Origin of the sequence: Euryhalocaulis sp. (assembly GCF_013911995.1) — a bacterium.
GTDB classification, from domain to species: domain Bacteria; phylum Pseudomonadota; class Alphaproteobacteria; order Caulobacterales; family Maricaulaceae; genus Euryhalocaulis; species Euryhalocaulis caribicus.
Genome location: NZ_JACESD010000005.1, coordinates 64089 through 89369, shown reverse-complemented (window position 1 = coordinate 89369; position 25281 = coordinate 64089). Strand labels below are relative to the sequence as shown.

25 protein-coding genes are annotated in these 25281 nt (G+C 65.1%); 6 read left to right on the top strand and 19 right to left on the bottom strand.

Annotated features, from left to right (window positions below):
- Positions 1–9: 9 nt before the first annotated feature.
- The gene (gene fliG, locus H2040_RS02485) at positions 10–1038 is read right to left on the bottom strand and encodes a flagellar motor switch protein FliG (RefSeq protein ID WP_206740783.1); all 1029 of its coding nucleotides are present in this window, start codon (positions 1036–1038) and stop codon (positions 10–12) included.
- A gap of 5 nt (positions 1039–1043) precedes the next feature.
- Positions 1044–2681, bottom strand: a complete 1638-nt coding sequence (gene fliF / locus H2040_RS02480; protein ID WP_287154121.1) for a flagellar basal-body MS-ring/collar protein FliF — start codon at positions 2679–2681, stop codon at positions 1044–1046.
- Between the two features lie 200 nt (positions 2682–2881).
- Between fliF and H2040_RS02475 the strand changes: the two genes are divergently transcribed.
- Positions 2882–3130, top strand: a complete 249-nt coding sequence (locus H2040_RS02475) for a hypothetical protein (protein ID WP_287154119.1) — start codon at positions 2882–2884, stop codon at positions 3128–3130.
- Here the strand turns inward: H2040_RS02475 and H2040_RS02470 are convergent.
- Positions 3127–4665 (bottom strand): M20/M25/M40 family metallo-hydrolase, encoded by a 1539-nt coding sequence (locus tag H2040_RS02470; RefSeq protein WP_287154117.1) that lies wholly within the window; start codon positions 4663–4665, stop codon positions 3127–3129. The two genes, H2040_RS02475 and H2040_RS02470, sit on opposite strands and share 4 nt — an antisense overlap.
- Before the next feature lie 101 nt (positions 4666–4766).
- Here H2040_RS02470 and H2040_RS02465 point away from each other — a divergent pair, with 101 nt between their 5' ends.
- From H2040_RS02465 to H2040_RS02450, 4 genes are read left to right on the top strand one after another with little or no spacing between them, the layout of a single operon-like run.
- The gene (locus tag H2040_RS02465; RefSeq protein ID WP_022697059.1) at positions 4767–5081 is read left to right on the top strand and encodes a YbjQ family protein; all 315 of its coding nucleotides are present in this window, start codon (positions 4767–4769) and stop codon (positions 5079–5081) included.
- A complete protein-coding gene (lepB, locus tag H2040_RS02460) occupies positions 5078–5800 on the top strand; it encodes a signal peptidase I (RefSeq protein WP_287154115.1) in 723 nt (240 codons plus the stop codon). Before H2040_RS02465 ends, lepB begins: the two co-directional genes overlap by 4 nt.
- A 27-nt stretch (positions 5801–5827) precedes the next feature.
- On the top strand, positions 5828–6709 hold the full coding sequence (locus H2040_RS02455) for an SDR family oxidoreductase (RefSeq protein ID WP_287154113.1): 882 nt from the start codon (positions 5828–5830) through the stop codon (positions 6707–6709).
- A 28-nt stretch (positions 6710–6737) separates the two neighbouring features.
- Positions 6738–7397 carry a hypothetical protein gene (locus tag H2040_RS02450; protein ID WP_287154111.1) on the top strand — a complete coding sequence of 220 codons (660 nt, stop codon included), beginning with the start codon at positions 6738–6740 and terminating at the stop codon, positions 7395–7397.
- Here the strand turns inward: H2040_RS02450 and H2040_RS02445 are convergent.
- The 4 genes from H2040_RS02445 to H2040_RS02430 all read right to left on the bottom strand — a co-directional run bounded on the left by H2040_RS02445 (position 7394) and on the right by H2040_RS02430 (position 11580).
- Positions 7394–8647, bottom strand: a complete 1254-nt coding sequence (locus H2040_RS02445; RefSeq protein ID WP_287154109.1) for a multidrug effflux MFS transporter — start codon at positions 8645–8647, stop codon at positions 7394–7396. The genes H2040_RS02450 and H2040_RS02445 overlap by 4 nt on opposite strands.
- A 213-nt stretch (positions 8648–8860) precedes the next feature.
- Positions 8861–9373 (bottom strand): hypothetical protein, encoded by a 513-nt coding sequence (locus tag H2040_RS02440; RefSeq protein WP_287154107.1) that lies wholly within the window; start codon positions 9371–9373, stop codon positions 8861–8863.
- A 246-nt stretch (positions 9374–9619) separates the two neighbouring features.
- Positions 9620–10744 (bottom strand): 2OG-Fe(II) oxygenase, encoded by a 1125-nt coding sequence (locus H2040_RS02435; protein WP_287154104.1) that lies wholly within the window; start codon positions 10742–10744, stop codon positions 9620–9622.
- Positions 10745–10833: 89 nt separating this feature from the next.
- Positions 10834–11580, bottom strand: a complete 747-nt coding sequence (locus tag H2040_RS02430; RefSeq protein WP_287154102.1) for a sulfite exporter TauE/SafE family protein — start codon at positions 11578–11580, stop codon at positions 10834–10836.
- Between the two features lie 130 nt (positions 11581–11710).
- Here H2040_RS02430 and H2040_RS02425 point away from each other — a divergent pair, with 130 nt between their 5' ends.
- The gene (locus tag H2040_RS02425; RefSeq protein WP_287154100.1) at positions 11711–13552 is read left to right on the top strand and encodes a M61 family metallopeptidase; all 1842 of its coding nucleotides are present in this window, start codon (positions 11711–11713) and stop codon (positions 13550–13552) included.
- 13 nt (positions 13553–13565) lie between these two features.
- Here H2040_RS02425 and ychF read toward each other — a convergent pair whose 3' ends face one another.
- The 12 genes from ychF to pal form a co-directional block, all read right to left on the bottom strand.
- Positions 13566–14663, bottom strand: coding sequence for a redox-regulated ATPase YchF (ychF, locus tag H2040_RS02420; protein ID WP_287154098.1), 1098 nt, complete (start codon positions 14661–14663; stop codon positions 13566–13568).
- Between the two features lie 72 nt (positions 14664–14735).
- Positions 14736–15341, bottom strand: coding sequence for an aminoacyl-tRNA hydrolase (gene pth / locus H2040_RS02415; protein WP_287154096.1), 606 nt, complete (start codon positions 15339–15341; stop codon positions 14736–14738).
- 44 nt (positions 15342–15385) lie between these two features.
- Positions 15386–16075 carry a 50S ribosomal protein L25/general stress protein Ctc gene (locus H2040_RS02410; RefSeq protein ID WP_022697047.1) on the bottom strand — a complete coding sequence of 230 codons (690 nt, stop codon included), beginning with the start codon at positions 16073–16075 and terminating at the stop codon, positions 15386–15388.
- A 145-nt stretch (positions 16076–16220) separates the two neighbouring features.
- Positions 16221–16379 carry a hypothetical protein gene (locus H2040_RS02405; protein WP_022697046.1) on the bottom strand — a complete coding sequence of 53 codons (159 nt, stop codon included), beginning with the start codon at positions 16377–16379 and terminating at the stop codon, positions 16221–16223.
- A gap of 156 nt (positions 16380–16535) precedes the next feature.
- A complete protein-coding gene (locus H2040_RS02400) occupies positions 16536–17777 on the bottom strand; it encodes a midas domain-containing protein (RefSeq protein WP_287154092.1) in 1242 nt (413 codons plus the stop codon).
- Between the two features lie 137 nt (positions 17778–17914).
- Positions 17915–18847: a ribose-phosphate pyrophosphokinase gene (locus H2040_RS02395; RefSeq protein ID WP_022697044.1), complete on the bottom strand. Its 933-nt coding sequence runs from the start codon at positions 18845–18847 to the stop codon at positions 17915–17917.
- 112 nt (positions 18848–18959) lie between these two features.
- Complete coding sequence (locus H2040_RS02390) at positions 18960–19292, bottom strand: DMT family transporter (protein WP_022697043.1); 333 nt, start codon at positions 19290–19292, stop codon at positions 18960–18962.
- Positions 19289–20119, bottom strand: coding sequence for a dihydropteroate synthase (gene folP, locus H2040_RS02385; RefSeq protein WP_287154089.1), 831 nt, complete (start codon positions 20117–20119; stop codon positions 19289–19291). Before folP ends, H2040_RS02390 begins: the two co-directional genes overlap by 4 nt.
- 87 nt (positions 20120–20206) lie before the next feature.
- The gene (ftsH, locus tag H2040_RS02380; protein ID WP_287154087.1) at positions 20207–22138 is read right to left on the bottom strand and encodes an ATP-dependent zinc metalloprotease FtsH; all 1932 of its coding nucleotides are present in this window, start codon (positions 22136–22138) and stop codon (positions 20207–20209) included.
- On the bottom strand, positions 22135–23499 hold the full coding sequence (gene tilS, locus H2040_RS02375; RefSeq protein ID WP_502709320.1) for a tRNA lysidine(34) synthetase TilS: 1365 nt from the start codon (positions 23497–23499) through the stop codon (positions 22135–22137). Before tilS ends, ftsH begins: the two co-directional genes overlap by 4 nt.
- 47 nt (positions 23500–23546) lie before the next feature.
- Positions 23547–24458, bottom strand: coding sequence for a tetratricopeptide repeat protein (locus H2040_RS02370; RefSeq protein WP_287154083.1), 912 nt, complete (start codon positions 24456–24458; stop codon positions 23547–23549).
- 140 nt (positions 24459–24598) lie between these two features.
- Entirely contained in the window at positions 24599–25123 is a 525-nt protein-coding gene (gene pal, locus H2040_RS02365; protein WP_027068256.1) for a peptidoglycan-associated lipoprotein Pal, read from the bottom strand.
- Positions 25124–25281 lie beyond the last annotated feature (158 nt).

The following is a 25281-nucleotide window of genomic DNA, read 5'->3' as shown; positions in this document are numbered from 1 at the left end:
CCCGGCCCCCTAGTAGATCAGCTCGTCATCGCCGCCGGAGTCGGCGAGCATGATTTCCCCGCGCCCGGCGAGGTCCTTGGCGGTGGCGACCATGGCCTGCTGGGCGGCGTCGACATCCTTCAGGCGGACAGGACCCATCGCGGCCATGTCCTCCCGCATGATCTTGGCGGCCCGCTCGGACATGTTGGAGAAGAAGAGATCGCGCAGGGAATCCGACGCGCCCTTCAGCGCCAGCGCCAGCTGGTCCTTCTCCACCGTGCGGATCAGCGTCTGCACGCCGCCCGGGTCCAGCTTGGAGAGGTCTTCGAACACGAACATCAGGGCCCGGATGCGCTCGGCCGCGTCGCGGTTGCGCTCTTCAAGCGAGGCCAGGAAGCGGTTCTCCGTCTGGCGGTCGAAATTATTGAAAATCTCGGCCATCATTTCGTGGCTGTCGCGTTTGGACGTGCGGGCCAGATTAGACATGAACTCGGTGCGCAGCGTCTCCTCGATCTTGTCCAGGATCTCGCGCTGCACCGGCTCCATCCGCAGCATCCGGGAGACGACCTCCAGCGCGAATTCCTCCGGCAGGGCGCCCAGCACCTGCGCGCTGTGGTCGGAACGGATCTTGGACAGGATCACCGCGACGGTCTGCGGGTATTCGTTCTTCAGGTAATTGGCGAGAACCGTCTCGTTCACATTGCCCAGCTTGTCCCACATGGTCCGGCCGGCGGGACCGCGGATTTCCTCCATCACGCCGTCGACCTTGTCCTCCGGCAGGAACTTGGCGAGCATGCGCTGGGTCGCGTCGTAGGAGCCCATCAGCGAGCCGGTCGAGGACATCATCTCGACGAATTCCAGCATCAGCGTCTCGACCGCGCCGGACGCGACATTGCCCAGATTGGACATGGCGGACGAGACTTCCTTGATCTCGTCCTCGTCCATCATCGACCAGATGGGCTTGCTCTCATCGCCCAGCGCCAGCAGGACGACGGCCGCCTTTTCCGCGCCCGTGAGGCGTTCGGAAGTGTCAATCGCTCTGCGGTCCCTGCGCGCCATCGCCATCAGGCCTCATTCATCCAGGTGCGCAGGATGGAGAGGGACTCCTCCGGGTGGTTTTCCACGATCTCGGTGATCTGCTTGACGGTGGAGGCTTTCAGCTTGCCGTCCACGCGGTCGATATCGATGCGGGCGCCGTCATCCTCCGGCCCGGGCAGGGCGCGCGGCTGGCTGCTCTGGTCGGTGACCTGCGCGGTCTGGGCGCCGGGCAACGCGCCCTGCGCGCCGGCGCCGGCCAGCGCCGGGGTCATGGGCGAGGTCAGGCCGCTGGCCAGCGGACGCGCGACCAGGAAGATCAGCGCCAGTCCGATGATCAGCAGGACGCCGATTTCCGCGGCGCGCATGATGTCGTTCTTGGAGAAGGAGAACAGGCCCGGCGCGGTCCCGTCCGTGCCCATCGTCGTATCCATGTGCTGGAACGGCAGCGAGGTGATTTCCAGGACGTCGCCGCGCGATTCCTCGAACCCGACCGCGGCGCGGGCCAGAGCGGCGATGCGGTCCAGCTCCGCCTGCTCGCGCGCTTCGAACGTGACCGTGCCGTCCTCGGCGACCACGCGGCGCTCGTCCACCGCCACGGCGACCGACAGGCGCGTCACCGCGCCCGGTTCGCGGACCTCCGTGCGGGTGGTGCGGGAGTTTTCGTAATTGACCGTTTCTTCCAGCCGCTCGCGGGAGGAACTGGCGGTGGGGCCGTCGGCGGCCTGCTGCTGGTTCGGCAGGTTGTTGGCGACGGTGACGCCCTGCTGCTGGTCGCTTTCCTGATCCTGGGAGGTTTCCTCGACCGTCTGGGTGGACAGCACGACCTGGCTGTCGGGGTCATAGACCTCGGCGTTTTCGGTGATGCGGTTCATGTCCAGCTGGGCGGAAACCTGAACCCGGACCGCGCCGTTTCCGACAATCGGCTCAATCGCGTCCAGCGCCTTCTGGCGCAGGCGCTCTTCCAGCCCGGCGCGCTGATCGGCGACGGCCATGGCGTTATATTCGTCGCCGCTTCCCTCCGCGCCGTTGGCCAGCGTGCGGCCCGTCTCGTCAACAACGGTCACGCGGTTCGGCTGCAGGCCGGGAACGGAGGTGGCGACGAGATTGCGGATCGTGTTGGCGTGCGAGGCGCCCATGGAGGAATCGGCCAGGCCGATGACCACGGTGGCGGTCGGGTCCTGCGATTCGCGCTCGAACAGGCGGCGCTCGGGCATCACCAGATGCACGCGGGATGAGCGGATGCCGCGCAGCGACAGGATGGTGCGCGCCAGCTCGCCTTCCGTGGCGCGCTTGGCGTTGATGTTCTGGATGAATTGCGTGGCGCCCAGCGCGTCGGTCTCGTCGAAAATCTCGTAACCGACGGAGCCGGAGCCCAGCGGGCCTTCCTGCGCCACCAGAAGGCGCGCATTCGCCACGGAATCGCGCCCGACATAGATGGAGGAGCCACCGTTTTCGAGGCGGTATTCAATGCCCGCCGCGTCCAGCTGCTGGGTCACGGCGGCCGCGTCCTGCGCCGCCAGACCGCCATAGAGCAGTGATTCGCCCTGCCCCCCGGCGCGCGACATGATCAGCGCCAGCGCGATCGCCACGCCGGCGGTGACGCCGATAATCAGCGCCAGGCGCATGGCGCCCTGTCCCTTGAGAAATTCCGTCAGTCCGTTCACTTCGCGCTGAAGGTCCCCCGACCCGTCTGCAAATCATCGACTAGGCAGGAATTACCCAGTGTGGCGTAACCGAGACGTTAATACGGAGCAGATTGACGGTTTTCGCTTGCAGTTTTCCGCAGAAATTCCATGGCGCTAGGCGCAACGGGCGCGGAGGCGTATCCTTGGGGAGAGCCGCCGAGTCGATAAGGGAAAACGCCATGCGCGAGAAACAGGACGGACTGACCCTGCTGGCCTATGCGCTGATCGGGGCGGGCGCGTTAATTTATGGCGTCGGCGTTCTGGCGACGCTGGTGGCGGGCATTGTCATCGCCGGCCCGCTCTCCCTGCTGGCGATCGGGGTGCTGGGCCTGCCGGTGATCGGGGTGGGCATTCTTCTGATCAAAGTGATTCGCGACCGGATGAACGATCCCGAAGACCGCCACTACTCAAACGACATCCACGACTAGAATTCGCCGCCTTCGGCGATGATCGCCGCATAAAGATCAATACCGTCCCAGAGATGGCCGAGGCGCAGATTTTCGTTCGGGGCGTGCTGGTTATTGTCCGGATTGACCATCGGAATGATGATGGCCGGCGCATCCATCGCCTCGGTAATGATTGAAATGGGCAGGGAGCCGCCCAGCGTCGGCACGACATGGGCGCGGCCGCCGGTGGCGGCCTGCACCACGTCGATCAGGCGCTCGGACACGGCCAGGTCCAGCGGCGTGCGGGCGGCGGCGTAACCCGACTCCTCCCATTCCAGCTTTGCCAGATCGGCGTTGGCGGCGCGCATGGCGCGGTCCGGTTCTTCCGTCACAAGCTCATAGCCCTGACCCTCCACATGGCGGGCGATGGCGGCCTGCACCGCCGGAATCTCCTGTCCCGAGACCAGCCGCACGCCGAGAAAGGCCGTGGCCTCTGACGGGATGGCGTTCGGCGCGGCGCCGCTGAGCGGTCCGGCGCGCAGGCCCAGCACGTTCAGCGCCGGCCGCATCAGGGATTCGCCGTAGGATTCCGCGCTTTCAAATTCGGCCAGTCCGCCGTCCCGCGCCATGCGTTCATCGTCATGCGCAGTGCGCGCGGCTTCCCGCGCCGCCTCACCCGGCGTTTCGCCGAACGGGAAATCTTCGATCAGGATATGACCTTTGTCATCGCGCATGGAGGCGACCAGATGCGTCAGCCGCGCCGCCGGGTTGGGCGCGACATTGCCGTAATGACCGCTATGCAGCGGTCCCGGCGGGCCATAGACGGTCAATTCCGCGCCGATCACCCCGCGCACGCCGAATATGATGCGCGGATCGCCGGACGGATCCACCGGCCCGTCCGCGAAAATCCACACATCGGCGGCCAGCTTGCCCGCATGGGCGGCCAGCAGCCGGTCCAGATTGGGCGAGCCTTTTTCCTCCTCGCCCTCCAGGAAAATCTTCAGATTGGCGGAGGGCGCGATCCCGGCGGCGTCCAGCGCGTCTATCGCCGCCAGAATCGCCACGATGGGCGCCTTGTCGTCGCTGGCCGAGCGGGCATAGAGCCGCCACTCATCGGGAAAATCCTCCGCGGTTTCCAGCGCGGCCGGTTCCCCGCCCTCATCGCGGCGGGCGGTCATCAAGACCGGATCATAGGGATCGCTGACCCAGCGCGCGCGGTCCACGGACTGGCCGTCGAAATGGGCGTAGAGCATCAGGGTGCGCTCCGCCCCCGGCGTCTGGCGCGTGGCCAGCACGGAGACCGGGGCGTCGCCCGCCTCAAGAATTTCCGTCTCGAACCCCCGCGCCTCGAACAGCCCGGTCAGGTGTTGCGCATTGGCGCGGATGTCTTCGGGGACCGCCGCATCGTTGGGAATGCGCAGCAGGGCGTCCAGCTCCGCCATGATCGCCGGGGCGTTTCCGGCGCGCCAGTCGGCGGCCGCCTGCATGGCCGGTTCGACGTCCGGGGATTGCGCCCGGGCCGGGGCGGCAAGCGCGGCGGCGGCGAGAAGCGAAAGCGCGGCGGCGTGTCTGATCATGTTTTCCCGTTCCCAAGTCTCTTGCGCCCGCACGGCGCCCGCGCGCAGGATGCCCGAAGGGCTGCGGCCCGCACAAGTTCAAGGGAGAGAAAGACCAGCCCATGATCGTGACAATGGCAGAGAGCGTTCCGGGCCGTGAAATCGCCGAAGTGGTCGGCGTGACCCGCGGCAATGTGGTGCGCGCGCGTTTTATCGGGCGGGATTTCATAGCCGGCTTGCGAAACCTGGTGGGCGGCGAGGTGAATGAATATTCCAAGCTGCTGGCCGAGGCCCGCGAACAGGCGCTGGACCGCATGACCAGACACGCAACCGAAATGGGTGCGGACGCGGTGATCAGTTTCCGCTTCGCCTCCGCCGCCATCATGGAGGGCACGTCGGAGATTCTGGCCTATGGAACGGCGGTGAAACTGAAATGACGGACTGGCGCAATCTGGCGGCCGAGTTCTGGGCCACGGCGAAACTGGTTGCCGCCGCCGCCGCGGTCTACACCGTCTTCACCACCGCCGCGTTCGGGCAGTTCTATATTCCCAGCGAATCCATGCGGCCGAACCTGGCGGTCGGAGACCGCATCGCGGTTTCCAAATACGCCTATGGCTGGAGCCGTCATTCCCTGCCGTTCAATGTGGGCGGCCTGCTGCCGGCGGGCGGCAAGATCATGGGCCATACGCCGGAACGCGGCGATGTTGTGGTGTTCCGCCATCCGGAGACCGGCGTCACCCTGATCAAGCGGGTCATCGGCCTGCCGGGCGACACAGTGGCTGTGCGGGACGGCCGCGTGATCCTGAACGGGGAGGCGCTGCCCGCCATGCCCGCCGGCCGCGTGCGCGTGACCGCCGAACAGGGTCCGGAGCGATGGGCGGACGCGCAGCGCGAGCGCCTGCCCAATGGCCGCGAATACATCACCTATGATCTGGGGCGGAGCGCGCTGGACAATGCCGGGCCGTTCCAGGTGCCGGAAGGACAGCTTTTCATGATGGGCGACAATCGCGACAACTCCATCGACAGCCGCGTCTGGGGCGGCGCGCCGCTGGAGAACGTCACCGGCCGGGCGGAGACGGTGATCTACACCTTCGCGCCCTTCCACCGCTCCCATGCCGAACCCGAAACCGAAGGCCGCCTGTGGCGGCGTCTCTAGAGACCTGCAGATACAAGGGACAGAGTTATGAGCCTCCTCAAGGGCAAATCCATCTTCATCACCGGCGCCAGCCGCGGCATCGGCCTGGCCATCGCCAAAAGATGCGCCGCCGACGGCGCGAAAATCGCCATCGCCGCCAAGACGGTGGAGCCGGACCCGCGCCTGCCCGGCACGATCCACACCGCCGCGAAGGAGATCGAGGAGGCCGGGGGCGAAGCCTTTCCCGTGCAGTGCGATATCCGCGACGAGGATCAGGTGCAGCGCGCCGTGGAGATGGCGGCGGGCGAGTTTGGCGGCATCGACATCGTGGTCAATAACGCCTCGGCCATCTTCCCGCGCGGCACGGCGGACACGCCGATGAAGCGCTATGACCTGATGCACCAGGTCAATGCGCGCGGCACGTTTCTGGTCACCCAGAAATGCCTGCCTTACCTGAAGAAGGCCGAAAATCCGCACATCCTGACCCTGTCCCCGCCGCTGGACATGCAGACCAAGTGGTTCGCACCGCATGTCGCCTATACCAGCGCCAAGTTCGGGATGAGCCTGTGCGTGCTGGGCTGGGCCGGAGAGCTGGCCGAGGACGGCATCGCGGCCAACGCGCTGTGGCCGCGCACCGCCATCGCCACCGCCGCCATCCAGAACGTGCTGGCCGGCGAGGAAGGCATGAAACAGTGCCGCAAGCCGGAAATTCTGGCCGATTGCGCCTATCGCGTCTTCGTGAAGGACGCCCGAAAATTCACCGGAAATTTCCTGATCGACGACACCTTCCTGCATTCGGAAGGCATTACCGATTTCGACCAGTACAAGGTCGATCCCTCGAAAGAGCTGCTGCCGGACTTCTTCGTGCCGGACGAGGGCTATCCCGCCCCGCCGGGCGTGAAGGTGATGGATGTCAGCCTGATGGGCTAGGCGGGCGCCGGAAGGGGGAGACGCAAACATGTTCATCGGCCATTACGGACCGGCCTTCGCCGCCCCCGCCGCGCGGCGCATACCACTCTGGCACCTCTTCATCGCCGTACAGCTGGTCGATTACGGCTGGGCCATCCTGTCGATTCTCGGCATCGAGAAAATGCGGATCGAACCGGGCTTCACGGCGATGAGCCCTTACGACCTCTATCACATGCCGTGGACACACAGCCTTGCCGCTTCGCTGGTCTGGGCGGGCGCGGCGGCGGCCCTCTATGCGCTGGTTCTGCGGCGCGGCTGGCCGCGCGGTCTGGTGATCGGCGCGGCGGTGCTCAGCCACTGGTTCCTAGACCTGCTGGTCCATACGCCGGATCTGGCGCTATGGCCGGGCGGGCCCAAGGTCGGGCTGGGCTGGTGGGATAGCTGGCCGCTGGGGCTGGGGTCGGAACTGATCGTGCTGGCCGCCGGGTTCGCGCTTTATATGACCGTCTCGACCGCGAAATCGGCGCTGGGCCGCGTGACGCCCTTCATCCTGCTGGGCGTCCTGGCGCTGCTGGAGGCGTCCCACCTCTTCGTCTCCATGCCCGACCAGACGGTGACGCAAGGCGCGGTGAGCATCCTGATTGTCTTTACGGTCCTGACCGCGCTGGCCGCCTGGTGCGACGCGACGCGGCGGTACAAGAGCGCCTAGGCCGCCGCGCCGTCTTCCTCGTCCTCATATTCCTCCGCGCCGAACAGCTTGCCGCGTTCGGTCATGAAGATGATGAGAAGGGCGAGGACGCCAAGGATGGCGTCGCCAAAGACCAGCGGGAAGGCCGTGCCGGCATAGGCCGCGCCGATAAAGCCGCCAATGACCGCGCTGATGGTGGAGGTCGCCGCGCCATAGGCGGCCGAGGTCACGCCCGCGCGCTTGCCCGCCGGCTCCATGACCAGCGAGGAGAAGTTCGCGCCGATCATGCCGAACAGGAACATTGCGGCGAACAACAGCGGATAGAACACCCAGAATCCGTCAATCCCGGCGGAGATCAGCAGGGCGTGTCCGCCGCTAATCAGGATGAACAGGATCAGCGCGCCGTGCGACAGCCGCCGCTGCCCCACCTGTTCGACCATGCGGGCATTGATGAAATTGGAGATCGACAAGCCGCCCGCGATGCCGGCAAAGGCCAGCGGGAACACCGCGCCCAGCGAATATTGCTGCGCCATGATCTGCTCAGACGTGGCGATGAAGGAAAACAGCGCCGCGAAGATCAGGCTGGAGGCCAGCATGTAGCCCAGCGTTATACGGTGGGAGCAGGCAATCGCGTAATTTTTCAGGATCGGCATGAGGCGGAATTCGGAGCGGTCCTCCGCCGCCAGCGTTTCCGGCAGGCGCGTGAAAATCCAGATAAACAGGCCGGCCCCGGCGGCCAGAAGCGCGCCGAAGATCCAGTGCCATTCACCCCCGAACAGGATCAGCTGGCCCAGCGAGGGCGCCAGGATGGGCGCGGCCATGAACACGGTCATGGCCAAAGAGATAACCCGCGCCATGCGCCGCCCGTGCACCAGGTCCCGCACCACCGCCATGGCGATGACGCGCGTGGCGGCCGCCGCCACGCCCTGCAGCGTGCGGGCGATCAGAAGGGTCAGGAAGGTCGGCGCGATGATGCAAAGCAGCGTGGCGGCCATGAACCCGCCCAGCGCGGAGAGCAGCACGCCCTTGCGCCCGTAGGAATCGGCCAGCGGGCCATAGACAAGCTGCGCCAGGCCAAACCCGAACAGATAGACGATCACCACAAGCTGCCGGCGATTGGGGTCTGTCAGTTCGAACGCCTCGCCGATATCGGGAAGGGCGGGCAGCATGATGTCGATGGACAGCGCGTTCAGCGCCATCAGGCTGGCGACCATCGCGATCAGTTCGGGAATCGCAATAACGGGATGTGAACGGGAATCCGCCTGCGCCATGACGCCAGCCTCCGGGAGGAATTGATTTGCCCCGGCGCGCGCAAACGGTGAACCGGCGATTGGTTCGTACCGATTTCGGCCTGCTGCACTGCAAAATCAAGCGCGGCGCAGAAAAAACCCCGCCGTGAAGCACGGCGGGGTTGAAGGTGTCCGGTCCGGCGCGGAACCAAGGAACCGCTAGCCGGACCGGATCAACGGAGATTTTTGGTCTTCTTACGAGCCCGAAACGTCCGCTTCCGCGTCAATCTCGGTCTCGACGTCCGTTTCGGCGCCGGCGGACGGATTCAGTTCGTCTTCCGTCACGGCCGCGACGATGGTGCCATCGTCAGCGATGATTAGGCTTTCCGACTCGACGTCGACCGTCTCGCCGCTGGCCAGCAGGATGGTCGCATTCGCGGTATCCGTATCCAGCGTGTCCAGCGTGCCGATGACTTCGCCCTGGTAATAGACGTCGGAGCCAAGATTGGCTTCGGTCACATAGTCAGGGGCGGTCACTTCCGCGTCGGCCTCGGCGTTCGCCTCGGCGTCCGTTTCAGCTTCCAGCTCGACGTCGTCGACCATCGGCTCCTGAGTGGTCTCAAGATCGCCGTCGACGGACGGCAGTTCGTTCTGAAGCTCAACTTCGCCCGAAGCGTCCGTGTCGATGTTGGAATCGACTTCCTGGGCCAGGGCGGGCGCAGAGATCAGGGCCGCAATCGCAGCGGCGGAATAAAGAATATTACGCATGAGAGCCTCCTTTTCGTGTCTCACATAGGGTATAAATGCATGAACCAAGGCGGCTTTGCGGCAGGTTCTGGAAGTTGTGACGGCGGAATCGTCAGAAATCGCCAAATTCCTGATTTATCAATAAATTCAATTATTTATAAGGGTGTAAGACGCGCCGGCCCTGTGCAGTGATTGCAGTCCGGCCTGCACATGGACCGGAACGGTCCCGGTTTTTAAGGCCTGAAGGCGTTTCTCCGGGCCATCCCCTCAGGCGTCCGCGGCGGGGCGGGCCGCGGCGTTCGAGTGATATTGCCCGACATCCCGCGCCAGATAGCGGTTATTGGCCTCGCGGATGGCGGCCGCCGCGTCATCATAGAGGAAGGGCAGGAAGGCGAAGCGCCGCCCGGCCGTCACCGGCGTTACCGCGTGCATCAGCGCGCAGGAGAACACCACCGCCGCCCCCTTGGGAATCTTGATCGAGCGCTGGCCGTATTCCGGAAAATACAGCTCTCCGCCCTCGAACGCGTCGTTCAGATTGATCGAGACGGCGAAGCGGCGATGCGCCGTGCCCTTGGAGGTATTATCCCGGTGGGGCCGGAAATGGCCGCCTGTGACGCTGTCGTAACAGGCCACGATATAGCGCTCCATCCGGGTCACCTTGAAATTGTGGATCCGGGAAATTTCCGGAACCACCTTCCGGATGATGCGCATACGCAGCTCGGCCTGAAGAGTCTTGTCCTCGATATCGAAATCGGAACGCCGCTTGTGGGCGTTGTCAAACAAACGGGTGGTCTTGCCGTCCACTTCCCGCATGAAGCCGGACTCGCGCCCGCCATGCGTCTCGTAAAGCCCGATCAGGCGCTCGCAGAATTGTGGTTCGAATACATTAGGCAGGACAAGGACGGGCGCATGGACAGGCACGCCCGGATGTTCTGCGACCGGGGGGAGACTGGCCAGATAATCAGCCACTTTCCGCCATTCGGCCCCGCCCTCCGACTGGAAGACGGCGCGGATGCGCAATGTCGGGTCCATCACCATCCAGACGCGGCGGTCGCCTTGCAGGCCGGAAACGCCATAGAGCTGGCTGACCTTGCGGTCGAAATCCCAGAAATAGCGCACGCCCGGCAGCATCGGCTTCAGGCGCTGTTCCTTCTCGTCCGCCGGATCGGTGGAGACGCCGAAAAAGGCGACCGTGTCGTCGTCGAACAGGGTCCGCCGTTCTTCCACGATACGCAGCATCTCACGGCCCGCCGCGTCGCCCGCGGAATGATGGAAGCACAGCACGACATAGCGCCCGCCCACCGTATCGAACGCATAGTTCGGGTTGGACGTGCTGCGCTGTCTGAACCAGGGGGCCGGTTCGCCCGGCTGCAAGATGCGTGTTCCCGTCATGCTGGCGGCCCTCCCGAAACGCCCGTGGGCGGTATTATTGCCGGGCGCGCGGAACTGTCGAGAAAAATCCGGACGCGCGCTGCGCTAGGCTATTGGAACAGGCCGGCCACAAGCGCGCGCTGATCCCAGATCATCACCGCGCCGCAGACCGCCATCACCGCGATCACGACTCCGCGAAACTGTATTTCCGGCATCCGCTCCAGCCACGCCCTGGCCAGCCAGTTGGCGCTGAACGCCCCCAGTCCCGCGGCCAGTCCGAACAGCCATATCTGTCCGCTCATCGCCCCGAACGCGGCATAGGCAGCCAGTTTCACCGCATGCATGGGCAGGGAAACCGCCGTCTTGGTCCCCGCCATGCGGCCCTTTGTGATCTTCGCGTTCAGATAGAGAACATTGAGGATGGGTCCCGACGCCCCGGCCAGGCCCGAAATCAGGCCGACCACCGCCTGCGCCGGCAGAAACAGCCAGTAGCGGACCCGGAACGTGCGTTCGACGCGGCCCAGACGGTATTGCGCCACGGTGGAAATCAGGAACAGGCCGATCAGGATCTGCAGCCACGGCGCCGGGGCGACGGAAAACAGAACCGCCCCGATGGCGCCGCCAATCACCCCGCCGGGCAAGGCCCAGCGCACCACGCGCCATTCCACCGATCTCCAGAAAGCCAGCAGACGGCCGCCTCCGGCAATCACGGTCGCCAGCGTCACCACCGGCGCCACGGCCTGCGCCCCGGCCAGAAAACCCACGACCGGCACAAGGATCAGCGCCCCGCCTCCGCCGCCAATGGTGGAAACGATCCAGGCCATGAAGCCGGCCAGGGCGAGAAAGATGTAGAACATGGCGAAAGACTAGATCAGACTGGCTGCGATTTCCCGCCATCTTGAGACGAATGCCGCAGGCGTGTTCAATCACGCAGTTTGAATTTCCTCACGCGCAATCCGCGCGCCCGCCCTTTCAAGGATGGTTTTCATGTCGCCAAAACTGCTCGCCAGCGCCGTATTTCTTGCGCCCGCCCTCGCCGCCGCCCAGCCCGCCGGCCCCGCGCCGGTCCGGTATGAGGCGAGTTTCGAGAACGCGGCGCATCACGAGGCGCGCATTTCGGTGACGTATGAGGATGCCGGCGACGCGCCCGTGACCTTCCGCATGGCGCGCTCCTCCCCCGGGCGCTACGCGATCCATGAGTTCGCCAAGAACGTCTATGACTTTTCCGCGACCGACAGCGCCGGGAACGCCCTGACCGTATCGCGCGAAGACCCCTATAGCTGGACGGTTTCGGGCCATGACGGGACGGTGACGGCGACCTATACGCTGTATGCCGACCGCGCCGACGGCACCTATTCGCAGGTCGACACCACCCATGCGCATCTGAACATGCCCTCCGCCTTCCTGTGGGCCGAGGGATTCGGGGAGCGGCCGGTCGAGATCACCTTCAATCCCGCCGATCCGGACTGGAAAATCGCCACGCAACTTGAGCCGACCGGCGATCCAAATGTCTTCCGGGCGCCCGATTTCCAGTATTTCATGGACAGCCCGACCGAGCTTTCCGACTTCGATCTGCGCGAATGGACGGTGGAGGAGGAGGCCGGGAGCTACACGATCCGCCTTGCCCTGCACCATGACGGCACGGCCGAAGACGCCGATGAATACGCCGCAATGGCGCAGAACGTGACCGAGGCGCAGATCGAAATGTGGGGCGACATCCCCGATTTCGACTATGGGACCTACACTTTCATCGCCTGTTACCTGCCGCATGTGAACGGGGACGGGATGGAACACCGCAATTCCACCATCCTGACCTCCGCCAACGGGCTCTATAAGGCCGAGTTCGGCCAGCTGGGCACGCTCAGCCATGAGTTCATTCACGCCTGGAACGTGGAGCGCCTGCGCCCGGCGGAACTGGAGCCGTTCGACTTTACCCAGGCCAATCCGACCCCGTCCCTCTGGTTTGCGGAAGGGTTCACCTCCTATTACGCGCCGCTCTTCACCCTGCGCGCGGGCGAAACCGATCTGGACGAGTACCTGGAGGACCTCTCCGGCACGCTGGATTACGTGCTGAACGGGCGCGGACGGGACCTCGCCTCGCCGCAGGATATGAGCCTGCGCGCCCCGTTTGTGGACGCGGCGACGGCCATCGACCCCACGAATTATTCCAACACCTTCGTATCTTACTATCCGTACGGGGCGGTTATCGGGCTGACGCTGGACCTGACCCTGCGCGAACGCTTCGATGATGTGACGCTGGACGACTATATGCGGCGCATGTGGGAGACCCACGGCCGCGCGGAAACACCCTATACGCCCGCCGATCTGGAAGCCGGACTGGCCGAGGTGACGGGCGATGCAGCCTTCGCGGAAGCGTTTTTCGACCAATATGTGGAGGAAAGCGGCCTGCCGGACCTCGGCGAATTGCTGGAACAGGCGGGGCTTGTGCTGCGAAAGGCCAATGAAGGCGACGCGTCTTTAGGCCCGGTGACTCTGAAAACGGACGGGAAAGCGGTGGAAATCGCTTCGAATGCGGCCCGGAACAGCGCGCTTTACGCCGCGGGACTGGATCGCGGCGACGAGATTTTGCGTCTTGGACGGCTGACCATCGACAGCGAAAGCGATTGGGAGGACGCCGTTTCGCGCTTCGAGCCGGGCGATACGGCGGAGATTGTGTTCGTCAAACGCGGCCGGGAACGCACCGAAACAGTGACGTTCGGCGAGGACCAGACGCTGGAAGTGGTCGCGTTCGAGGACGCGGACCGCAATCCGAGCCGCGCGCAAAAACGCTTCCGCCGCGCCTGGCTGGGCGAGGATACGGTAGAATAGGCCCGGAGAGCCTTCAGGCGTTGAAGCGGAAATGCATCACGTCGCCCTCGCGGACGATGTATTCCTTACCTTCCAGACGCATTTTCCCGGCGTCCTTGGCCGGCTGTTCGCCGCCCACCGCGACATAATCGTCGTATGAGATCGTCTCGGCGCGGATAAAGCCCTTCTCGAAGTCGCCATGGATGACGCCGGCGGCCTTTGGCGCGGTCCAGCCCTCGCGGATGGTCCAGGCGCGGGCCTCTTTGGGGCCGACCGTGAAATAGGTCTGCAGGCCCAGAAGCTGGTAGCCGGTATGGATCATCCGGTTCAGGCCCGGCTCCTCCAGCCCCAGCTCGCCCAGATATTCGGCGCGCTCTTCAGGCTCCAGAAGGGCGAGTTCCGCTTCGATCTTGGCGGAAATGACCACGGCGGGGGCGCCTTCCTGCTGCGCCCGTTCCATGACCTTTTCGGAGTGTTCATTGCCGGTGGCGGCCGATTCCTCGTCCACATTGGCGATCATCAGGACCGGCTTGGCGGTCAGGAGCTGGAGCATTTTCCAGTCTTTTTTCGCCTCTTCCGGCACATCGGCGTTGCGGGCCGGATTGCCCTCGCGCAGCTGGTCCAGCGCCAGGTCGATCAGGACAAGCTGGGCCTTGGCCTCTTTCTCCCCGGATTTGGCTTTCTTCTCCACGCCCGCGCGGCGTTTCTCAAGGCTGTCCATGTCGGCCAGCATCAACTCGGTCTCGACGGTCTCAAAGTCCGCGATGGGATCGACGCGGCCCTCGACATGGGTGACGTCACCATCCTCGAAACAGCGCAGGACATAGGCCACGGCGTCCACCTCGCGGATATTGGCCAGGAACTGGTTGCCCAGCCCCTCGCCTTTCGAGGCGCCGCGGACCAGGCCCGCGATGTCGACGAAATTCATGCGCGCCGGGATGATTTCCTTGGAGCCTGCGATCTCCGCCAGTTTCATCAGACGCGGTTCGGGCACGGCGACCTCGCCCACGTTCGGCTCGATCGTGCAGAACGGATAATTCGCCGCCTGCGCCGCCGCCGTCTGGGTGAGCGCGTTGAAAAGGGTCGACTTGCCGACATTGGGCAGGCCGACGATGCCGCATTTGAAGCCCATCGATGAAAATTCCGTTGGCGTTAAAGGGTTAGAGCGCGAGGTGATGCGGCCGGCGGGGCCGCGCGTCAAGGTTCAGCTGTCAGCCGCCTTGCGGGGATCGGCTTTCGGGGCGGGCGCCAGACGCATTACCTCCGTCTGGAAACGCTCCTCATCGCGCGCGGCGAGATAGGGCGCGGCGTCCGCGCAGGCGTCCAGGAGCGGGGTCAGCCAGTCCCGCTGTTCGGCCTTGCCGAAATCATGCAGCACATAGGAATGGACCATGTCCTTGTGGCCGGGATGGCCAACGCCCATGCGGGCGCGGCGAAAATCGGCGCCGGCGTGGCTGATCATGGAGCGGATGCCGTTATGCCCGGCCGCGCCGCCGCCCGTCTTCATGCGGAAGCGGCCCGGAGCCAGGTCGATTTCATCGTAAAAAACGGCGATGTCTTCGGGGGCGAGCTTGAAAAAGCGCATCGCCTCGGCAATCGAACGGCCGCTTTCATTCATGTAGGTCTGGGGCTTGAGAAGCAGGATCTTCTCGCCATCGATCACGCCCTCGGCGCTTTCCGCCTGAAAGCGGGCGCGCCATGGGCCAAAGCCGTGGCGCGCGGCAATCGCGTCCACGGCCATGAAACCGATATTATGACGATGTCCGGCGTATTTCGGACCCGGATTGCCGAGCCCGGCCCATATCTGCATGACGCTCCGGAAGGCTTTCGGATGCGTCCGCCTGAAAAAGCGGACTAGCCTTCTTCCTTCTCGGGTTCGATATCGCCGGCTTCGCTGTCAGAGGTGTCGATATCCTCTTCCTGCTCGGTCGTCGGCACCTCGTCGGCGGCGACTTCCTCTTCAACGATCTCTTCTTCCTTCTTCATCTTCGCGCCGATGGTGGCGACGGTGAAGTCACGGTCGGTGATCGTCGGGCGGACGCCGGACGGCATCGGGATGGAGGAGATGTGCACGGCGTCGTTGATGTCCAGGCCGGTCAGGTCGGCGATCAGCTCTTCCGGAATGGAGCCGGCCGGGGTGTTCACCTCGACCATGTGGCGGACAACGTTCAGGACGCCGCCGCGCTTAAGGCCCGGAGAGGCTTCTTCATTGATGAAGTGGACCGGGATCTCGACGTCGATCCGGGTGTTTTCCTCGACCCGCAGCACGTCAATGTGCAGCGCCTTGTCGGTGACCGGATGGAACTGGATGTCGCGGGTGATGACGGGCTGACGCTCGCCGTCATATTCGATCTCGATCATGTGGGCCAGCAGGTTGCCTTGCTTGATGGCCTTGACCAGTTCGTTTTCCTTGAAGGCGATCGCGACCGAGCCACGCTCGCCGCCATAGATCACGCCCGGGACCAGACCTTCGCGCCGTGCAGCGCGGGCGCCGCCCGTGCCTTTGGATTCACGCACATCGACCTTGAGAACGATATCGCTCATTGCTTTGCCGCCTTCACCTAAAAACGTATCCGCCGCCCCGTTGCGGGCCGGCGCCTCGCGGAACCGCCACTGCCGTTCCGCGGCATTGAATTTAAGGCGGCGCTTTTATGGGATAAGCGCGCCGGGCGCAAGCCATGCACTGCGGCTAGTCGCGGCGCATGTCCGGATCGCCCAGCCAGAGCACGATGCCGTTATCACTGGCCGCGCTCTCCAGCTCTTCCGCGTGGCTGTAAACCGCCACGGCGGACACCGCCGCGATCAAAAGGCTGACGGCGATCAGAAAACGCGCCTGTCTTGTTTTCATAAGTCTGGTCATCTTGCTTCAGAGCTTACCAGTCCGAGGCTGATTGAACGCTGAAGCCCCCATTCATCCGTCGTTGTAATTACACCGTGATGACAAAGCAAAGGCCGGCCCCTGCGGGCCGGCCTTTTTATGCGGTTATTCTAACCGGAAAAGACGTTATTGCTGTTCCGGATCGTCATCGGTCATCGCATCATCGTCCATGGCGGCGTCATCGCCCTGGCCGTCATCCATCTCGATGTCGGTTTCGATGTCCGCTTCCATGTCCGCTTCGCCGTCCATGCCGGCATCCGTTTCCGGATCGACCATCATGTCCGCGCCGGCATCGGCCGCAACGCCCGCATCAGACTCCACCGCCATCACGGCGACGGGCGTCCAGCCATAGGCCTCGGCGAACTCGGTGAACACCACGCGGCCGCTGCCGTCAGTGTCAACAGCGGTGAAACCCTGCGTGCGGCTGGCGGTGTCTTCCGCCTGCCAGTCCGACCATTCGTTTGAGGACACCGAACCATTGCCGTCCGCGTCCATCGCGGTGAAGCTGGTCAGCAGGCTGACCTGGTCGTCTTCCGTGCCGTAGTCAGACGCCATCGGCGCGGTGGCCTGCATGTCCGTGTCCGCAGACATGGAGGCGCTGGCGGCATCGCCGCCCGCGGTATCATCGGGCGAGGTCAGCTTGGCCGGAGGCGTGGCGTCGTCATCGGCCTGCGGCGTGTTGTTTTCCGCCGCTTCCGGGGTTTCGCCATCGGCGGTCAGCCCCATTTCGGTATTGGCTTCGGCCTCGGCGTCGGTCACTTCCGTGTCCGTGTTCATGGCGTCGGCTGGCGGATCGACCGGCGCTTCCATGTCGCCGTCGCCATCGTTGGTGACTTCCTGATCAACGCCGATTTCGGCGTCGCTTTCCACAACCGTTTCCGGCTGGGTTTCGTCATCGACGGTGGGCTGGGCCATGGCGTCCATGTCTGTCTCCGCGCCCATATCCATTTCGGCGTCCGGGCCGGCTTCCACGCCGGTATCGGCTTCGACATCCATGTCCATGTCGCCAGAATCAGTTTCCGCCGTCATGTCCGCGCCCACATCGGCGGCGATGCCGGCGTCAGGCTCCGGCGCGTCGATTTCCGGCGCTTCCATTTCCAGGCCGGTTTCAGCGTCGGCGTCCATCTCGGTCTTCGCCGTCATCCAGGCGTCGTATTCGGTCTGGGACAGACCTTCGCTGGAATCGGTGTCGTAGATATCGAAATCGGCCTGCGTGACGGCCTTGGATTCGGCTTGAATTTCTTCAAGCGAAAGCTCGCCGTCGGCGTTCGCGTCGAGGGCGGCAAAGGCGCTGTCATCCTGCGCATTGGCGGAAAACGCCATGAGCGCAATGGTGGCGGTCGCTGCAAAAAGGGACTGGGTCTTCATTTTGGGTCTCCAGGCTTCAAAAAGCCGCGCGCGCCGCCCGTCCGGTGGGCCGCCGCGTGGCGCTATTGTCTCATTGTGCCTGGATAAACGACTCAACGGCCCTTCCCGTTCCCTGCGGTACGGGGCGGGCGTGAATCCTAGTCGAAGAGCTTGGAAACGGATTCGTCGTGCGCGATGCGGCGGATGGCCTCGCCGATCAGGGGGGCGACGGTCACCTGGCGGGTATTGCGGGCCGCCTTGCCGTCTTCGGGCATCTGGATGGAGTCGGTCACGACCAGCTCGGTCAGCTCCGAATTCGCGACCTTGTTCCAGGCGCTGTTGGACAGCACGCCGTGCGAGGCATAGGCGCTGACCTCCACCGCGCCCTGTTCCTTCAGGGCGGCGGCGGCGTTCACCAGCGTGCCGCCGGAATCCACCATGTCGTCGAACAGGATGCAGCGGCGGCCCGAAACGTCGCCGATAATGTTCATCACCTCGGACTCTCCGGCCTTGGGACGGCGCTTGTCGACGATGGCGATATCGGCGCCGATGCGGGCGGCCAGCTGGCGCGCGCGGACCACGCCGCCAACGTCCGGCGACACGATCATCATGTTCTCGATATCGTATTTCTTGCGGATATCGTCCTCCATCACCGGCGTGGCGAAGAGGTTGTCGGTGGGGATGTCGAAGAAGCCCTGAATCTGGCCGGCGTGGAGATCCATGGTCAGAACGCGGTCCGCGCCGGCGGCCTCTATCAGATTGGCGACCAGCTTGGCGGAGATCGGGGTGCGGCCGCCGGTCTTCCGGTCCTGACGGGCATAGCCGAAATAAGGGATCACCGCGGTAATGCGCTTGGCCGAGGCGCGGGTCAGCGCATCAATGCTGATCAGCAGCTCCATCAGGTGATTGTTGGCGGGGGCCGAGGTCGACTGGACCATGAACACGTCCTCGCCGCGGACATTTTCGTCGATGGTGACGAAAATCTCGCCGTCGGCGAACGTCTTGACCTGCGCATTGGTCAGCGGGACGTCCAGATAATCCGCGATGGCGGAGGCGAGTTCGGGATTGGCGTTGCCGCACATCAGCTTCATGGGGCGGGGCTCTCCGTCATGGGATCGGCGTCGGGGTTTCGCCGCGCTCAATAGCAAAGGCCCGGGGCCGCGCAAACTGTGACAATGAAGTGACGCTGTGTTTTTCGCGCGCTCAGGCGCCCTGCGGCGCAGTGGCCAGTTTCAGACCCACAATCCCGGCGAGGATCAGCGCGATGAAGAAGATGCGCGGCCAGGTCGCCGGCTCCTTGAAGAACAGGATGCCGAGCACGGCCACGCCAACCGCGCCGATGCCCGTCCAGACGGCGTAGGCGGTTCCGGCGGGCAAAGCCTGCAAGGCGCGGATCAGCAGGACCATAGAGAGAACCAGCGCGCCGATGCACAGCGCCTTCCACGGCAGGCCGCGGCCCCAGAGATATTTGAAACCCAGCGCCCAGACGATTTCCAGCGCGCCGGCAATCACCAGCAAGCCCCACGGACCGATCATGTTTTCCCGTCCTTTATGGCGCGCCAGACTTTCAGCGCCTGCGCGGTTTCCGCCACATCATGCACGCGCAGCACGCGCGCGCCGCCCTCCGCCGCCGCGATGGCGGCCGCCACGGAGCCGCCCAGACGATCCGCCGCGGAGTCGGCGGCCGGGTCCAGCAGGGCGATGAAACGCTTTCTGGAGGCCCCGTAGAGCACGGGGAGGCCCAGTTCGCTGACCTGGCGCAGGCCGCGCGTGAGGGCGAGATTGTCCTCCAGCGACTTTCCGAACCCGATCCCCGGATCCAGCCAGATATTTTCGCGGCTGACGCCCGCCGCTTCCGCGGCCCCGGCGCGGCCGGTCAGGAAAGCGGCGACATCGGCCACCACGTCGTCATAGGGCGCGAGATCGGCCTGCATGGTCTTGGGGTCGCCGCGCATATGCATCAGGACGATGGGGACGCCCAGCTCCGCCGCGGCGGCGGGGCTGTCGTCAGCGAAGCGAAGGGCGGTTACATCATTCCAGATATTCGCCCCGGCGCCGATGGCGGCGCGGGCAACGGCCGGCTTCATCGTGTCGATGGAAACCGGCGTGGCGCTTTCAGCGCGCAGAGCCTCGATAACAGGAATGACGCGGTCCAGCTCCTCGGTCTCGCTGACAGAATCGGCGCCGGGACGGGTGGATTCGCCGCCGATATCAATGATGTCCGCGCCCTGATCGATCATTATCATGGCCTGGCGCATGGCGGCGTCGCGCGCCTTGTAGCGGCCCCCGTCAGAAAACGAATCCGGGGTAACATTCAATATGCCCATGATCGCGGGACGGTCAGGAGGCAGAAGCGTGCGCATGAGGGCTGGCTAGCGGCTTTGCAGGACAAGGAAAAGAAAAAGGCTCCCCGGCGGACCGGGGAGCCTGGCATCTCATGGCGGCGCGGCTCAGGCGCCTTGCGGTTCCGGGTCGATGCCGGGGACGTGGTGGCCGGTGGCTTCGTCCTCGTCAGTGACGGGCAGCGCGCTGGTCGGGCCTTCGTCCAGTTCCGGGGGATCTTCCGGGTCGCGATTAGGCGGCTCGCCGGTTTCCAGCAGGCGATTGATCTCCTCGCCCGACAGGGTCTCGTATTCCAGCAGAGCCTCCGACAGCTTGGTCCAGTCCGCTTCCTTCTCGGTCAGGATGCTGGTGGCGCGGTCATAGCCGCCCGTGACCAGTCCCTTGATCTCCGCCTCGATCCGACGCGCGGTTTCGGGGGATATGGAGCGGTTATTGGCGATCTGCTGTCCCAGGAAGACCTCGCCCTGATCCTCGCCATAGGCAATCGGCCCCATCTCGTCCGACAGGCCGTATTCGGTGACCATGGCGCGGGCCAGCTTGGTGGCCATCTGGATGTCGGAGGCGGCGCCGGAGGTCACTTTCTCCTTGCCGAACTTGATCTCTTCCGCCACGCGGCCGCCCATCAGGATGGCCAGACGCGAGGTCATTTCCTCTTTCGTCATCGACATCTTGTCGCCCTCGGGCAGCTGCATGACCATGCCCAGCGCGCGGCCGCGGGGGATGATCGTCGCCTTGTGCACCGGGTCGGAGGAGGGGACGTTCAGCGCCACCACGGCGTGGCCTGCCTCGTGATAGGCGGTGAGGGTGCGCTCTTTCTCCGACATGACCATGGAGCGGCGCTCCGGCCCCATCATGACCTTGTCCTTGGCGTCCTCGAACTCCAGCATCGTGACCAGGCGCTTCGACCGGCGGGCGGCCAGAAGCGCGGCCTCGTTCACCAGATTGGCAAGGTCCGCGCCGGAGAAGCCGGGCGTGCCGCGGGCGATGACTTTCGGCTCCACGTCGGAGGAGGTCGGGACCTCCTTCATGTGGACTTTCAGGATCTTCTCGCGGCCCGAAATATCGGGATTGGGCACCACGACCTGACGGTCGAAACGGCCCGGGCGCAGCAGCGCCGGGTCCAGAACGTCCGGGCGGTTGGTGGCGGCGATCAGGATGATGCCGTCATTGGCCTCGAACCCGTCCATCTCGACCAGAAGCTGGTTGAGGGTCTGTTCGCGCTCGTCATTGCCGCCGCCGAGCCCGGCGCCGCGGGAGCGCCCGACCGCGTCAATCTCGTCGATGAAGATGATGCAGGGCGCGTTCTTCTTGGCCTGTTCGAACATGTCGCGGACGCGGGAGGCGCCGACGCCGACGAACATCTCGACGAAATCCGAGCCGGAAATGGTGAAGAAGGGGACATTCGCCTCACCCGCCACGGCGCGAGCCAGCAGGGTCTTGCCCGTGCCCGGCGGGCCGATCAGAAGCGCGCCTTTCGGAATCTTGCCGCCCAGGCGCTGGAACTTGGCCGGGTCCTTCAGGAACTCGACGATTTCCTGCAGCTCTTCCTTGGCCTCGTCGACGCCGGCGACGTCCTCGAACATCTTGCGGCCCTGATGCTCGGTCAGCAGGCGCGCCTTGGACTTGCCAAAGCCCATCGCGCCTTTGCCGCCGCCCTGCATCTGGCGCATGAAGAAAATCCACACCGCGATCAGGAGCAGCATCGGGAACCAGCTGATCAGAATATTGGTCAGCATGTTGCCGTCTTCGGAGGTCGGTTTGGCGGTAATCTCAACGCCTTCGTCATACAGACGGTCAGCAAGACCGTCCGCATTGGGCGGAGCATAGGTGACAAAACGTTCGCCATCCTGCCTGACGCCGGTGATTTGCTCGCCGGCGATCTCCACGCTCTCGATCTCCCCCGCATCGGCGCTACGCATCAGCTCCGAGAAGGTGATCTCGCTGGACGCGCCTTGCTGGGCCGGGGCCTGCAGCAGGTTGAACAGGGCGATAAGAAGCAGAAGGATGATCGCCCAAAGGGCCAGATTTCTCAGCGTCATGGACCTAAACCAAGTTTCAATGAGCGGCGCTCGCCGCGAATTTCAGAGTCCGAATGTGGGGCGCCGGAACGCCATTCGCCACCCGGACCCGCAGTTTTTGCGCCAAGCCGCATATGCGCCAGCCGCGCAGGGGCCAGATAATCCAGCCCCGCAAGAGTTGCATTATAGTCCAGAAGCGGCGCTGCGGCGATATCCGCGCCCCGCATCAGCACAGGCAGGGTCGCCCGCGCGCGCTCCGGCAGGCCGCTCAGCCGATTGCGGGCGGCGGCGGGCAGCGCGGACGCATTGCGCCCCATCGGCGCCGCTGTCAGGCCCGCCTCCCGCGCCGTGATCTGATAGCGCCCGTCCCAGTCGGCGGGGGTATCAAGCGTAAGCGGCATGGGCGGCATAGCGGATTTGTCCGACCGGCCCAGAACCGCGCCGGAATCCCGCGCGGCGTGAAGCGCGCCGCCGTCCAGCCACAGAAGCGCGCCGCCCAGCGTCAGGCTTGCCGCCTCGCCGCCTGTCAGGGCCGCCGCCGCCTGATCGGCGCGGTCCCGCGCGGGCGGATGCGCCTGCCCTGACACCGCCGCGATCAAACCCTGCAGCGCGCGGCCCGCAAGCGGCGCGGGGGCGTCACGCAGAACCGCAAGCGGGATACGCGCCCAGCCTTCCGGGCGAAACTCGGCCTCTGTGAGAATGGCGGCGGCGCCCGCGTCCTCGCGATCCGCAAGACTGCGGGCGGAATCCGCAAGTAAGGCTAGTCGCTCTGGCGCGATCCCCGCAGTCTCGAACCGGGCCAGCGCGCCGCGGATGCGGATGCGTTCAAACCGGGCGTTTTCGTTGGCAGGGTCCTCGATCCAGCTGATCTCGCCCTCCTGCAGGCAGGCGCGCAGGGCGTCGCGGCGGCAGTCCAGAAGCGGCCGGACGATTTCCAGCCCCCGCCCCTGCGGCCACAGCGGATGCGGACCGCGCCGCGTCATCCCGGCCAGCGCGCGCCAGTGGCCGCCGCGCGCCGCGCGCATCCACACCGTCTCGGCCTGATCGTCCAGCGTGTGACCGGTAAGGATGATACTGGCTTTGAAATCCCGCGCGGCGTCCGCGATCAGGGCGTGGCGCGCCTGCCGGGCGGCGGCCTGCACGCCGGTTTCCGGCTTTTCTCCGCGCCAGCCGATGATTTTGGCGTCCAGACCCATGTGACGGGCCGCTGTAGCGGCGAATTCGGCGTGATCGGCGGAATGCGGCGCAAGCCCGTGATCGATGATAATTGCGCGCAGGGCGACGCCGGAAGCGTCCGCCCAAGGCTTTGCCAGCCGGGCCAGCGCCATGGAATCGCCGCCGCCGGACAGCGCCAGCACGGCGCGGTCCGCGCCAGCGGCCAGCCGGGTCAGACGCCCGGCGATATCTTCAGAAAGTGAAACGTCCCCGGTCAGCTGCAGCCCGCGCGGCTGCGCTCGCGGCTGGCGGCCTGGAGCACGGAGTCGCTGGCCTGCGGGAATTGCTGGGCCACAGCGCCCAGCGTCTGACAGGCGTCGTTCTTCTGGCCCATATCGACCAGCGCCACGCCCAGCTGCACCATGGCTTCCGGCGCGCGCGGGCCGCCGGCCTGCATGGCCTGCATCAGGGATTCGGCCGCGATGGCGGACTCGCCCTCAATCAGTTGCAGGCGGCCGACCCAGAAATAGGCCTCGCCCCGGCGCGGATCGTCCGGCGCGGCGGCCAGGAAATCCTGATAAGCGCCGCGGGCGGCGCCGTAATCGCCTTCATTGAGACGGGTCTGGGCCTGGGCGAAGAGAAGGTCCGGGTCCGCGTTCATGTCGCGCGAATCCATCACGCTGGAGCCGAGCGGCCGGGTGGCGGCGCGTTTGGCCTCCGCATTGGGGTCGTCCGGATTGACGATGGCGACATCGGCGTCCGGGTCGTCGACAAGGCTGACAGGGCCGCGATCGCCCGAACCGCCGGAATTGCTGGAATAGTTGCGCGCGCCACTATTGCCGTTGAAGGCTTCCTCGCCCTCTCCGCCCGCTGCGCCGCCGCGGTCCATCACCGCGAACATATCCTCCTGCAGCGCCTCATACTGACGCTTCAGCTGGCGGTTCTCGTATTTCACCTCCTCGACCTGGGAGGTGAGGTTCTGGATTTGCCGCTCCAGATCATCGACGCGCGTCAGCATGCGCACGGCCGCCGGGTCGCCCGACATCTGGCGGGATTCCATCTGGCGCATCGTGGCTTCGACCGCACGAAGGCGTTCGTCCAGTTCGCGGCGGCTCTGGGCCGAGGCGTCCTGAGGCAGGGAGACGGCGACAAGGGCGAAAATCAGGAATGTGGTCAGTGCGCGCATGGGTCGTCCATTAGGCAATAGGGTTGGCGAAACTATGGCCGGGCCGGGCCGGAACGCAAACGGCGCCCGGCGGGGAGGTCCCGGCGGGCGCCGTATTTCAAGCGTCGTCAGCCGCGAACGGCCTTTCCGTTACGCGTCTCCTAGCTGGAGACGGCGCCGGAGACGATGTTGCTGGTCGCGTTCCGGTTCAGAGCCCAGCACTCCTGCGAAGACGCAGAGCAGACCGGGCGTTCCTCACCATAGGACACCGTGGACAGACGCGAGGGATCGATCCCGCGCGACACCAGATAGTCCTTCGCCGAGTTGGCGCGGCGCGCCGCCAGGGCGAGGTTGTATTCGCGCGTGCCGCGTTCGTCGGCATGGCCGCCGACCAGAACGGTCACGTTCGGATATTCCTGAAGCCAGGCGGCCTGACGGTCGAGCGTCGCGCGGCCTTCGCTGTCCAGCTGATAGGAGTCGAGTTCGTAGAAAACGCGGTCGCCCGCATTCTCGACGAAATCGGCTTCGGTTCCGGGAACCGGACCGCGATCGATATTGGCGTTGGGATCGCCGCGATCAGTGGTCTGGGGCGGTTGAGACGGCGTGGTATCCACCGGCTCGTCTTTTTTGGCGCAACCGGCGGCCACGAGGGCAGCGGCGGCAAACAAGGCAATCTGGAACTTCATGGGATTCCCCTTGAACAAAAAACTTTTCTTTCGGGCGAGCGTCTGCACGGCATCCGTCAGCCCCGTCAACGTTGCGATCCGGGCAACCGGACCGCGCGCTATCGCATTACGCCGTGCGCGCCCTTCCAGAACGGCATTGTACGCGAGAAACGCAACGG

Bases quoted from the DNA above. Each gene is read 5' to 3' on its own strand.
- fliG (WP_206740783.1), bottom strand. From the start codon at position 1,038: ATGGCGCGCAGGGACCGCAGAGCGATTGACACTTCCGAACGCCTCACG.
- H2040_RS02475 (WP_287154119.1), top strand. From the start codon at position 2,882: ATGCGCGAGAAACAGGACGGACTGACCCTGCTGGCCTATGCGCTGATC.
- H2040_RS02470 (WP_287154117.1), bottom strand. From the start codon at position 4,665: ATGATCAGACACGCCGCCGCGCTTTCGCTTCTCGCCGCCGCCGCGCTT.
- H2040_RS02465 (WP_022697059.1), top strand. From the start codon at position 4,767: ATGATCGTGACAATGGCAGAGAGCGTTCCGGGCCGTGAAATCGCCGAA.
- lepB (WP_287154115.1), top strand. From the start codon at position 5,078: ATGACGGACTGGCGCAATCTGGCGGCCGAGTTCTGGGCCACGGCGAAA.
- H2040_RS02455 (WP_287154113.1), top strand. From the start codon at position 5,828: ATGAGCCTCCTCAAGGGCAAATCCATCTTCATCACCGGCGCCAGCCGC.
- H2040_RS02450 (WP_287154111.1), top strand. From the start codon at position 6,738: ATGTTCATCGGCCATTACGGACCGGCCTTCGCCGCCCCCGCCGCGCGG.
- H2040_RS02445 (WP_287154109.1), bottom strand. From the start codon at position 8,647: ATGGCGCAGGCGGATTCCCGTTCACATCCCGTTATTGCGATTCCCGAA.
- H2040_RS02440 (WP_287154107.1), bottom strand. From the start codon at position 9,373: ATGCGTAATATTCTTTATTCCGCCGCTGCGATTGCGGCCCTGATCTCT.
- H2040_RS02435 (WP_287154104.1), bottom strand. From the start codon at position 10,744: ATGACGGGAACACGCATCTTGCAGCCGGGCGAACCGGCCCCCTGGTTC.
- H2040_RS02430 (WP_287154102.1), bottom strand. From the start codon at position 11,580: ATGTTCTACATCTTTCTCGCCCTGGCCGGCTTCATGGCCTGGATCGTT.
- H2040_RS02425 (WP_287154100.1), top strand. From the start codon at position 11,711: ATGTCGCCAAAACTGCTCGCCAGCGCCGTATTTCTTGCGCCCGCCCTC.
- ychF (WP_287154098.1), bottom strand. From the start codon at position 14,663: ATGGGCTTCAAATGCGGCATCGTCGGCCTGCCCAATGTCGGCAAGTCG.
- pth (WP_287154096.1), bottom strand. From the start codon at position 15,341: ATGCAGATATGGGCCGGGCTCGGCAATCCGGGTCCGAAATACGCCGGA.
- H2040_RS02410 (WP_022697047.1), bottom strand. From the start codon at position 16,075: ATGAGCGATATCGTTCTCAAGGTCGATGTGCGTGAATCCAAAGGCACG.
- H2040_RS02405 (WP_022697046.1), bottom strand. From the start codon at position 16,379: ATGAAAACAAGACAGGCGCGTTTTCTGATCGCCGTCAGCCTTTTGATC.
- H2040_RS02400 (WP_287154092.1), bottom strand. From the start codon at position 17,777: ATGAAGACCCAGTCCCTTTTTGCAGCGACCGCCACCATTGCGCTCATG.
- H2040_RS02395 (WP_022697044.1), bottom strand. From the start codon at position 18,847: ATGAAGCTGATGTGCGGCAACGCCAATCCCGAACTCGCCTCCGCCATC.
- H2040_RS02390 (WP_022697043.1), bottom strand. From the start codon at position 19,292: ATGATCGGTCCGTGGGGCTTGCTGGTGATTGCCGGCGCGCTGGAAATC.
- folP (WP_287154089.1), bottom strand. From the start codon at position 20,119: ATGCGCACGCTTCTGCCTCCTGACCGTCCCGCGATCATGGGCATATTG.
- ftsH (WP_287154087.1), bottom strand. From the start codon at position 22,138: ATGACGCTGAGAAATCTGGCCCTTTGGGCGATCATCCTTCTGCTTCTT.
- H2040_RS02370 (WP_287154083.1), bottom strand. From the start codon at position 24,458: ATGCGCGCACTGACCACATTCCTGATTTTCGCCCTTGTCGCCGTCTCC.
- pal (WP_027068256.1), bottom strand. From the start codon at position 25,123: ATGAAGTTCCAGATTGCCTTGTTTGCCGCCGCTGCCCTCGTGGCCGCC.